This window comes from Phreatobacter sp. (assembly GCF_052440005.1).
In the GTDB taxonomy this organism is placed as follows: Bacteria; Pseudomonadota; Alphaproteobacteria; order Rhizobiales; family Phreatobacteraceae; genus Phreatobacter.
The window spans coordinates 1-9,827 of record NZ_JBQVQL010000130.1 but is presented as its reverse complement, the minus strand read 5'-3'; the positions used below and the strand labels follow the sequence as shown (position 1 = coordinate 9,827).

The 9,827-nt window shown below is 68.1% G+C and carries 11 protein-coding genes and 1 tRNA gene; 2 read left to right on the top strand and 10 right to left on the bottom strand.

Annotated features, from left to right (window positions below; genetic code table 11):
* Positions 1-298 precede the first annotated feature (298 nt).
* Positions 299-466 (top strand): hypothetical protein, encoded by a 168-nt coding sequence (locus ACT6XY_RS21280; RefSeq protein WP_444750308.1) that lies wholly within the window; start codon positions 299-301, stop codon positions 464-466.
* On the opposite strand, the gene ACT6XY_RS21275 is transcribed toward ACT6XY_RS21280, so the two are convergent.
* Together ACT6XY_RS21275 and ACT6XY_RS21270 are read right to left on the bottom strand one after the other, a co-directional pair.
* Positions 463-1,689: an MFS transporter gene (locus tag ACT6XY_RS21275; protein ID WP_444750307.1), complete on the bottom strand. Its 1,227-nt coding sequence runs from the start codon at positions 1,687-1,689 to the stop codon at positions 463-465. The genes ACT6XY_RS21280 and ACT6XY_RS21275 overlap by 4 nt on opposite strands.
* Before the next feature lie 124 nt (positions 1,690-1,813).
* Positions 1,814-1,889 (bottom strand) — tRNA-Ala (locus ACT6XY_RS21270).
* Between the two features lie 280 nt (positions 1,890-2,169).
* Here ACT6XY_RS21270 and ACT6XY_RS21265 point away from each other — a divergent pair.
* A complete protein-coding gene (locus ACT6XY_RS21265; protein ID WP_444750306.1) occupies positions 2,170-3,264 on the top strand; it encodes a DUF2336 domain-containing protein in 1,095 nt (364 codons plus the stop codon).
* 30 nt (positions 3,265-3,294) lie between these two features.
* Here the strand turns inward: ACT6XY_RS21265 and ACT6XY_RS21260 are convergent, their stop codons facing one another.
* From ACT6XY_RS21260 to rsfS, 8 genes are all read right to left on the bottom strand, one after another.
* Positions 3,295-3,543 (bottom strand): DUF1150 family protein, encoded by a 249-nt coding sequence (locus tag ACT6XY_RS21260; RefSeq protein ID WP_444750305.1) that lies wholly within the window; start codon positions 3,541-3,543, stop codon positions 3,295-3,297.
* 53 nt (positions 3,544-3,596) lie between these two features.
* Positions 3,597-4,025, bottom strand: a complete 429-nt coding sequence (locus tag ACT6XY_RS21255) for an Hsp20 family protein (RefSeq protein ID WP_444750304.1) — start codon at positions 4,023-4,025, stop codon at positions 3,597-3,599.
* A gap of 157 nt (positions 4,026-4,182) precedes the next feature.
* Entirely contained in the window at positions 4,183-5,259 is a 1,077-nt protein-coding gene (locus tag ACT6XY_RS21250) for a sn-glycerol-3-phosphate import ATP-binding protein UgpC (RefSeq protein ID WP_444750303.1), read from the bottom strand.
* A gap of 10 nt (positions 5,260-5,269) precedes the next feature.
* Entirely contained in the window at positions 5,270-6,118 is an 849-nt protein-coding gene (gene ugpE / locus ACT6XY_RS21245; protein WP_444750302.1) for a sn-glycerol-3-phosphate ABC transporter permease UgpE, read from the bottom strand.
* Positions 6,118-6,999, bottom strand: a complete 882-nt coding sequence (gene ugpA, locus ACT6XY_RS21240) for a sn-glycerol-3-phosphate ABC transporter permease UgpA (protein ID WP_444750301.1) — start codon at positions 6,997-6,999, stop codon at positions 6,118-6,120. Before ugpA ends, ugpE begins: the two co-directional genes overlap by 1 nt.
* Positions 7,000-7,064: 65 nt before the next feature.
* Positions 7,065-8,387, bottom strand: coding sequence for a sn-glycerol-3-phosphate ABC transporter substrate-binding protein UgpB (gene ugpB, locus ACT6XY_RS21235; protein ID WP_444750300.1), 1,323 nt, complete (start codon positions 8,385-8,387; stop codon positions 7,065-7,067).
* A gap of 215 nt (positions 8,388-8,602) precedes the next feature.
* Positions 8,603-9,079, bottom strand: coding sequence for a 23S rRNA (pseudouridine(1915)-N(3))-methyltransferase RlmH (gene rlmH / locus ACT6XY_RS21230; protein ID WP_444750299.1), 477 nt, complete (start codon positions 9,077-9,079; stop codon positions 8,603-8,605).
* A 45-nt stretch (positions 9,080-9,124) separates the two neighbouring features.
* Positions 9,125-9,589, bottom strand: a complete 465-nt coding sequence (gene rsfS, locus ACT6XY_RS21225) for a ribosome silencing factor (RefSeq protein ID WP_444750298.1) — start codon at positions 9,587-9,589, stop codon at positions 9,125-9,127.
* Between the last annotated feature and the right edge of the window lie 238 nt (positions 9,590-9,827).

Genomic DNA, 9,827 nt, shown 5'->3' with positions numbered 1-9,827 from the left:
CTTGCCGGTGGGGTTGTGCGCCTTGATCGAAGCGTCCTGGTTGATCGGGTGGGCGGCCGAGCCGAGCTTTTCGATCTGGCCGTCGATGCCGCGCTCGATGGCGCAGACCATGACCTTCCGGACGAAGGGGGACGCGGGGGAGAAGAAGAGCTTCACGGGCAGGATCCTCATGGCGCCGGGGCAGGATGGATGGCGGCGGGGCGCGAGAATGACGACAGCGGCGCGCGCCGTCGAGTCGTCCGTGGGGCGGCGGTCGCCGGCCGCCGGAACCGCCAGGGCTGGCGCGCATTGATGCAGCATGACCAAGGATCCGAAGAAGCCTCAGCTCGACCCCGGCACGCACAAGCCGAAGACGCCGCCGGAGGGCCCCCACGCCCGTGAGGACCAGATCGATCGCGAGAAGACCCCGGGATCAGGCATGTTCCCCGAGCCCGGCACGAAGGATTCCGAGCCGCCCGCCGGCTAGGGGCGCGCCCTGCGGTCCTGGACGAGGGTCAGCACCACCGTCAGCAGCATGAAACCTGCCGCCACGGCGAAGATCGCGCGGGGCTGTCCCTGGTCGAGCAGCGCCGCATAGAGCAGCGGGCCCACCAGCCCACCGATGTTGAACCCGGTGGAAACGATGCCGAAGACGATGCCCTCGGCTCCCTTCGGCGCCGCCGCGCGCACCAGCATATCCCGCGAGGGCGTGATGATTCCCGACAGGAAGCCGGCGAGGCCGAGCAGCAACGTCGCCACGAGGACCGACGGCGTCGTCGTCGCCAGGATGCCGGCGATCACCGCCGTCGCCAGGAAGGCGGCCGCCGCCACCACCCCGTGACGGCTGGTGCGGTCGGCGAGCGTGCCGCCGGCCAGCACCCCGCCGGCGCTCATGAACAGGAACAGGGTCAGCGCCGTATTGGCGCCGGCGAGATCGATGCCGTAGCCCATGACGAGAGCCGAGGCGGAGAAGGACTGGATGCCCCCGGTCGACAGGTTCAGGAGCACGAACATGCCCATCAGCGCGACCACCGTGCCGGTGATGAGGCGGGCGCGCGGCGGCCGCGGCATCCCCTCAGCCCGTTCGGAGGCGCGCGGCTCATACCGTGCGGCCGGCGCCTCCCGCCCGGTCGCGAGCATGATGAAGCCGACGCCGATCCCGAGGACCCCCGCCACGGCGAAGGCCTTCGACACGCCGAACAGGGCGGCGGCGCCGAGCAGGAGCGGCGGCGAGATCGCGGTACCGAGATAGCCGGCGAAGGTGTGGATGGAGAAGGCCCTGCCCATGCGCGCGCCGTCGATGCCGCGGGCGAGCAGCGCATAGTTCGCCGGGTGATAGACGCCGTTGGCGAGCCCCGCCGCCGCCATGGCCGCGAGCAGCATGCCGTAGCCCGGCGCGAGAGCGAGGGTGAGGAAGCTGAGCCCCCCGAGCATCAGGCCGGCGATGAGCACCCGCCGGGCGCCCAGCCGATCGCTGACGAAGCCCATCGGCGCCTGCACCACGAGCGACACCAGGTTGAACAGCGTCAGCGCGGCGCCGATCTCCACGAAGCTGCGGCCGAAATGTCCGGGCAGCAGCGGCAGCAGGGCCGGCACCGTCATGATGTGGACGTGGCTGACCAGATGGGCGAGCGACACCTTTCCGAGCAGGAGGCGTTCGGCGGACTGCGTGGTCCCGCGGACCGGAGAGGTGTCGGGAAGGGACGTCATGTTGCGGCCACCATGGCCCGCGGCCTTAGCACGGTTTCGGCGCCGCACGGCGGTGTCCGCCGCAAGACTGGGCTGCACCGGCGGCGGTAAAACAAAACGGGCGGTGTCGGGAGACCGGAAGGTTTGGTGGAGCCAGGCGGGATCGAACCGCCGACCTCTTGCATGCCATGCAAGCGCTCTCCCAGCTGAGCTATGGCCCCGTATGTCCCCGCGGGAACTGGCAGATGATGGGTCATCCGCCGGGTGCTCGAGCGGGCTCGCCGCTCAAGGAGCGCGTGTTTTGCATATTTCGTTGCGGGCATCAAGCGCATCGCACGAAGTTTTTCACACCCCCGTTGCATCGCCGGTCCGGACGGCGGACCCGCGGCCGACGGCGCGTCCACCGCGTATCCGCGGGTTTCCTGCAACCTCTTCTTAAGGCGCGGCCGATACCATTGGTCTGTGCATATTTCGCAAGTATTGTGAGGGAATTACCCGGAAATGCCGTCGGCATCCATCATCGAAGAACTTGAAGATGCGATCTCGCGCGGCACCAGCGGTCGGCGCGTCGAAACCCTGAGGCGGGTGACGGACCTCTTCCTGCGCGACGCCGAGCGCTACACCGAATCCCAGATCGAACTCTTCGACGACGTCATCCTCCGCCTGTCGAGCGCCATGGAGAAGGCGGTCCGCCGCGAGCTGGCCGAGCGCCTCGCCCCGGTGATGAGCGCGCCGAAGACGATCATCCGCAGCCTGGCGCAGGACGACGAGATCGACGTCGCCCGCCCCATCCTGATGCTGTCCTCCCAGCTCGACGACACCACGCTCGCCTCCATCGCCCGAACCAAGAGCCAGGAGCACATGCTCGCCATCGCCGGTCGCAAGACGGTGGGCGAGAAGGTGACCGACGTTCTGGTGGAGCGCGGTGATTCGCGCGTGGCCATGTCGGTCGCCGCCAACGAGGGCGCCCGCTTCTCGGCCAAGGGCTACGACGCTCTGGTGGAGCGTTCCAAGGACGACGACCTGCTCGCCGAATGCGTCGGCCTGCGCAAGGACATCCCGCCTTATCTCTTCCGCGTCATCCTCTCCTCAGCCCGCGAGCAGGTGCGCAAGCGGCTGGTCGCCTCCACAACGGCGCGCGAGAAGGTGCAGCTGCCCGGCGCCATCGCCGGCGTCGCCGACCGCATTGCCGTCGGCACCGCGGACGGCGCGCGTGACTACACCGCCATTCACCGCGCCATCGTCGTCCAGCACGGCCGCGGCGCCCTCGGCGAGGACGAACTGCGCGCCTATGCGGAGGCCGGCAAGTTCGACGAGACCGTGTGCAGCCTCTCCGTCCTTTGCGGCGTCCCCCTGGAGATGGTGGAGCGTCTGTTCGTCGGCGACCGGCCGGATCCGATCCTGATCCTCGCCCGGGCGGCCGGGCTCTCCTGGCCGACGCTGCGCGCCATCCTGCAGACGCGGCCGGGGGCGGGTGGGCTCGCTCCCGCGACGCTGGAGGAGGCGCGCGAGAGCTATTCGAAGCTCACGACCCATACGGCCCTTCGCGTCCTCCGCTTCTGGCAGGTGCGCGAGAGTTCGGCCGCGGGCGGCTGAGGGGCGGCCGCGCCGCCCGCTCCGCCCTCCTCAGTGCAGGCTGACCGTTTCCAGTTCGTTCTGCCAGGCATTCGCCACCGCGTCCTCGCGGCGGTCGGTGACCATGATCGGCATGCCGTCGGCCGAGACCAGGGCGAAGAGGTCGAGCCCCGGTGGCAGGGCCGGCGCCTGCGGGAACATCCGCGTGATCTCGTCGGAGCGCATCGGCTTCACGTAGGCGACCTTGGCGACGCCGAGCTGGGCCAGGGTTTCGGGAGTGATGGGGGAACGGTCGATCATGGGTCGAACCTCCTTGAAGGCAGGTTGGAGCGGAACGAACTCACCGTCTCGGGTCAGTCCTGTGCCGCGATGTCGATCCGCCGCACGATCCTTTCGGGCTCGGGGCGCGCGAGGTCGACGGAGAGGAGCCCGTTCTTCAGGTCGGCTCCCATGACCTCCATGCCATCAGCGAGAACGAAGACCCGCTGGAACTGGCGTGCCGCGATGCCGCGGTGGATGTAGTCGCGCTCGTCGGCGTCGTCCTGCTGGCGTCCGCGGATGAGGAGCTGGTTCTCCTCCACCGTCACCTCGAGCTGCTGGCGCGTGAAGCCAGCGACGGCGAGGGTGATGCGCAGGCGTTCTGGCCCCTGGGTCGACGCGGCGATCCGCTCGATATTGTAGGGCGGGTAGCCCTCGGCACCCTTGGTGACCCGGTCCAGGACCCTCTCCAGCTGGTCGAAACCCAGGAGGAAGGGCGATGACAGGGACGGAACGCGCGACATGGGCGAAGTCCTCGTGTGAGCGACATCGGCCGGGCCCCGAAGGCACCCGGCACACCGGAAACCACCGGCGCCTCCCGAATATGGCGACGGGTCCGCCCGCTCGCAAGGTTGGGCGGGACGGGAGGGGTCGAGGTCGTGCGCGGCGGTGCCGCGGGCCTCACGGCCCGATGCGCTTGCCCGTCTGCCGGTCGAACAGGTGCAGGTGCTCGGCGCTCGCCGCCACCGAAACCGGCGTTCCCGGCGCCAGCAGCGCCTTGCCGGGCAGGCGGGCGATGATGTCCTGGCCGGTGCCGCCGATCGGGCCGTAGACGAAGGTCTCGGCTCCCACCGCCTCCACAGCCGAAACGGGGAAGGTGATGCCGAGGGAATCGTCCGGAACCGTGCCGGTCACCACCATCAGGTGCTCGGGCCTGACGCCGAGGATCGCCCCGCCCGCGGGAACGGCGAGGCCGTGGCCGCCGGTGAGACCCGCGGCGCGCGGCCCGTTCTCCCCCGCCTCGACGGGCACGAGATTCATCGGCGGCGCGCCGATGAAGCTGGCGACGAAGGTGGAGGCCGGCTTCTCGTAGATGTCGAGCGGCGCGCCGGTCTGCTCGACCTCGCCCTTGTTCATCACCACCAGCACGTCGGCGAGGGTCATGGCCTCCAGCTGGTCATGGGTCACGTAGACGGAGGTCACCGCCAGCGCCCGCTGCAGTTTCTTGATCTCGACGCGCATCTGGATGCGCAGCTTGGCGTCGAGGTTGGACAAGGGTTCGTCGAACAGGAACACCTGCGGCTTGCGCACGATGGCGCGGCCCATGGCGACGCGCTGGCGCTGGCCACCCGAGAGCGCCCGCGGCTTGCGATCGAGGAAGGGCGTGATCTCGAGGATCCGCGCGGCTTCCCTGACCCGCTCGTCGATCTCCGGCTTGGGCGTCCCGCGGTTCCTCAGGCCATAGGCCATGTTGTCGTAGACGCTCATGTGCGGATAGAGCGCGTAGTTCTGGAACACCATGGCGATGTCGCGCTCGGCCGGCTCCAGCTCGTTGACCCGCCGCGCGCCGATGCGGCACTCGCCGCCCGTGATGGTCTCCAGCCCCGCGATCATGCGCAGCAGCGTGGACTTGCCGCAGCCGGAGGGACCGACCAGCACGCAGAAGTCGCCCGCCGGCACGTGGATGTCGACGCCGCGCACGGCCTCCACCCCGCCGGCATAGACCTTCCGCACCTTGTCGAGAACGACCTCGCTCATCGAAATTGCCTCACTTCTCGGTCTCGACCAGGCCCTTGACGAAGAGCCGCTGCATCAGGATCACCACCAGCACCGGCGGCAGCATGGCCAGCACGGCGGTCGCCATGGCGATCTGCCACTCCGTCAGGGCGTCCTGCGTCACGATCATCTTCTTGATGCCGATGACGATGGTCTGCATGCTCTCGCGGGTGGTGATCAGCAGCGGCCAGAGATACTGGTTCCAGCCGTAGATGAACTGGATGACGAACAGCGCTGCGATCGAGGTGATCGACAGCGGCAGCAGCGTGTCCTTGAAGAACTGCATGGCGCTCGCCCCGTCGATCTTCGAGGCCTCCACCAGCTCGTCCGGCACGGTCATGAAGAACTGGCGGAACAGCAGCGTCGCCGTCGCGGAGGCGATCAGCGGCACGGTGAGACCGAGGTAGCTGTCCAGCAGGCCGAGATCGGCGACGATCTTGTAGGTCGGGTAGATGCGCACCTCGACGGGCAGCATCAGCGTCACGAAGATCACCCAGAAGGCCGCCATCCGGAACGGAAAGCGGAAATAGACGATGGCGAAGGCCGAGATGATCGAAATGGAGATCTTTCCGATGGCGATCGTCAGCGCCATGATCAGGCTGTTCAGCATCATCATGCCGACCGGCTCGCGTGACGACTTCGACGTGCCCTGGAACAGGGTCTGCGTGTAGTTCTCGACGAGATGCGGCCCCGGCCACAGCGGCATCTGCCCGTTCGAGATGGTCGCCGGATCCCAGGTCGAGGCGACGAAGGCCACATAGACCGGGAAGGCGACGATGAAGATCCCGATGAGCAGGATCACGTGCGGCAGGAAGGAGAAGAGGCTCTGGCGCTCGACCATCAGTACTGGACCTTGCGCTCGATGTAGCGGAACTGGATGGCGGTGAGCCCGATCACGAGGATCATCAGGATGACCGACTGGGCGGCCGATCCGCCGAGATCGCCGCCCAGGCGCCCGTCGGAAAAGACCTTGTAGACCAGCGTCGTGGTCGCCTGGGCGGGGCCGCCGCCGGTGACCGAGTCGATGATGCCGAACGTGTCGAAGAAGACGTAGACGATGTTGACGACCAGCAGGAAGAAGGTGGTCGGCGACAGGAGCGGGAAGATGATGGTCCAGAACCGCCGCGCCGGCCGGGCCCCGTCGATGGCGGCGGCCTCGATGACGCTCTTCGGGATCGACTGCAGCCCGGCGAGGAAGAAGAGGAAATTGTAGCTGATCTGCTTCCACGTCGCGGCCATTACCACCAGCGTCATGGCATGGCCGCCGTTGAGCTGCGGGTTCCAGTCGATGCCCAGCGCGCGGATCGCCTGGGCGACGAGGCCGAGGGAAGGCTGGAACATGAAGAGCCAGAGCACGCCGGCAATGGCCGGGGCGACCGCATAGGGCCACATCAGGAAGGTCTTGTAGGTGCCGGCGGCCTTGATGTGCTTGTCGGCCTGGACCGCGAACATCAGCGCGATCGACAGGGAAAAGAAGGTGACGAGGCAGGAGAAGACCAGCGTCGTGACCATCGAGCGGTAGTAGTCGGGATTGGCGAAGAGAACCTGATAGTTCTCGAACCAGACGAACTGCATCGTCAGGCCGAAGGCATCCTGGATGAAGAAGGACTGCCAGACCGCCTGCGCCGCCGGCCAGTAGAAGAACACGATGGTGATGAGGAGCTGCGGCATCAGAAGCGCGTAGGGCAGCAGCTTGCCGTCGAAGACAACGCGCTTTTCCATTCAGGTCCCCCGAAAAGACGGACCGGGGCGGGTTGGGCCCGCCCCGGTTCCGGATGTGTGTGATCTCAGCGGGAGACGGTGCGCTCGAACTGGCGCAGCATCACGTTGCCGCGGGAGACCGCCGCGTCCAGCGCCGCCTGGGCGCTCTTCTGACCGGCCAGCGCCGCCTCGAATTCCTCGGCCCAGACGTCGCGCATCTGCACCATGTTGCCGAGGCGCAGGCCGCGCGAATTCTCGGTCGGCGGCTTGTTGTTGAGCTGAAGGATCGGCGTCTCGAGATAGGGGTTCTCGCGGTAGAAGCCGGAGGCCTTCACCTGCTCGTAGGCAGCCTGCGTGATGGGCAGGTAGCCGGAGTCGGTGTGCAGCTTCGCCTGGCGTTCGGTCTGCGACAGGAAGGCGAAGAACTTGGCCACGCCGCGATACTCGGCAGCGGGCTTGCCGCCCATGACCCAGAGCGAGGCGCCGCCCAGCGTCGAGTTCTGCGGCGCGCCGGCTGCATCCGGATAATAGGGCATCGGCGCGTTGGCCCAGTCGAACTTCGCGTTCGCCTTGACGTTGCCGTAGAAGCCCGACGAGGTCAGGAAGATCGGGCATTCGCCGGAGGTGAAGCGGCCCTCGCCGGTGTTGGTCCGGCCCGAATAGGAGAAGGTGTTGTCCTTCTGCAGGTCGATGAGGTTCTGCAGGTGGCGCACGTGCAGCGGCGAGTTGAACCGCAGCTCCGTGTCGAAGCCGTCGATGCCGTTGGCGCGGGTGGCCAGCGGCACGTTGTGCCACAGCGAGAACTGCTCGATGTTCAGCCAGGTGATCCAGGCGGACGAGAACCCGCACTTGTCATAGCCGGCGGCGCGCAGCTTCTTGGCGGCCTCGAAGACCTCAGGCCAGGTCTTGGGCGGCTGGTCCGGGTTCAGGCCCGCCCGGCGGAAGGCGTCCTTGTTGTACCACATCACCGAGGACGACGAGTTGAACGGGAAGGACAGCATCTCCCCGCGCGAGGTCGAGTAATAGCCCGCGACCGCCGGCAGGTAGGCCTTGGGATCGAAGGGCTCGTTGGCCTCGGCCATGAGCTGGAACACCGGCTTGATGGCGCCGCGGGCGGCCATCATCGTCGCGGTGCCCACCTCGAAGACCTGAAGGATGTGCGGGGCGTTGCCGGCTCGGAACGCGGCGATGCCGGCGTTCATCGTGTCGGGATAGGATCCCTTGTAGGTCGGCACGACACGGAACTCGCGCTGCGAGGCGTTGAAGTCCTGCGCCAGCTTGTTGACGACCTCGTTGTTGGCGCCGGTCATGGCGTGCCACCACTGGATCTCGACCTGCGCTGCTGCGGGGGTCGCGGCCAGCATAGCTCCGGCGGCTGCGGCCGCGAGCATCGAACGACGGTTGAACATCGGAAATAGTCCTCCCAACAGACGCCTTGCGGCGGCGGTGCGGCTTGCGGCAAGGGCCGCGCCGTTCTGGGTCCGCCGGGCGACGGACGCGTGACACTTTAGTGAAGGTTGGATGACAGCGTAAGAGCCTGTCTGTCGAGACCCGCGGGGCCATCCACGGGTCGCTTGTCCACAGGACGCGACGGGTCGAAAGAGCCTGGAATGCCTCGATACCGTCAGACGCGGTGGTAGGGATGGCCGGCGAGGATGGTGACGGCGCGGTAGAGCTGCTCCAGCGCCATGATCCGCACGAGCTGGTGCGGCCAGGTCATCGCGCCGAAGGAGAGGACGAGGTCGGCTTCCGCCCGGAGCGCCGGGTCGAGCCCGTCGGGCCCGCCGATGACAAGCGTCGCCGCATCCTCCGACGCATCCTTCCAGCGCCCCAGCAGTGCGGCGAAATCGGCGCTGCCGAGGCTCTTGCCACGCTCGTCGAGCAGGATCAGCCGGCCCGCCCGGGCGCGGCGGATGGCGGCGGCCTCCTCACCCTTGCGGGCGGCGGCATCCGTCAGCCGGCTCTCGTCGAGGGTCAGGGTCTCCACGGCGCGGAAGCCGAGGCCCTTGCCGGCCTTGGCCGCGCGCTCCTGGTAGCGGGCGGCGAGTTCACTCTCCGGCCCCGCCTTGGCGCGCCCGACGGCGACGACGATCAGCCGCATGCCGGGCCTCCGGGCAGACGCGAAAGGGCCGTGTGCCGCGGGCGGTCAGCCCGCCAGCGCCTCACCGGGACGGGCGGCGGACCACATCTTCTCGAGGTTGTAGAAGGTGCGGACCTCGGGCCGGAACACGTGGATGATGACGTCGCCGGCATCCACAAGCACCCAGTCGCAGGCCGGCAGGCCCTCGACGCGGAGCTGTCCGACGCCCTTTTCCTTCAGCGCCTTCATCAGGTAGTCGGCCAGCGCGCCGACATGGCGATGCGAACGCCCCGAGGCCACCACCATCGCGTCGGCGATGGAGGTCTTGCCCTTGAGGTCGATGGCCTGGATTTCCTCGGCCTTGTTCTCTTCCAAGGTGTCGAGGACGAGCTGGAGGACGTCCGCGGGAGCGGGGCTTGCCGTCGGAGTCCCGGAGGGCGACGCGCTGGCGGTCGGCCCCGGCAGGGTTGTGGTGGACAGGGTCCAATCCTCTCTGCTTCGCGCCGCTGAGGGCGCAACAAGCCTCATCATAGCCGAAAACGTGACGATTGGAAAACCGTTCCCGCCGAAGCGCAGTCCCGGCCTCACCGGCAGGCGTCGCGCCGCCTCGCATTTCCGCCGGATTCGGTGCACAAAGACGGAGTGATGACCACCCCCAGGGGACCGACGACCGCGAAGGCCAGCCCCCGCCTGCCGCTCTGGGCGGCCGGCCTCGGCCGCGCACGGCTGTGGGTCGCGGCGCTGCTCCTGCTCGCGGCGGGCCTTGCAG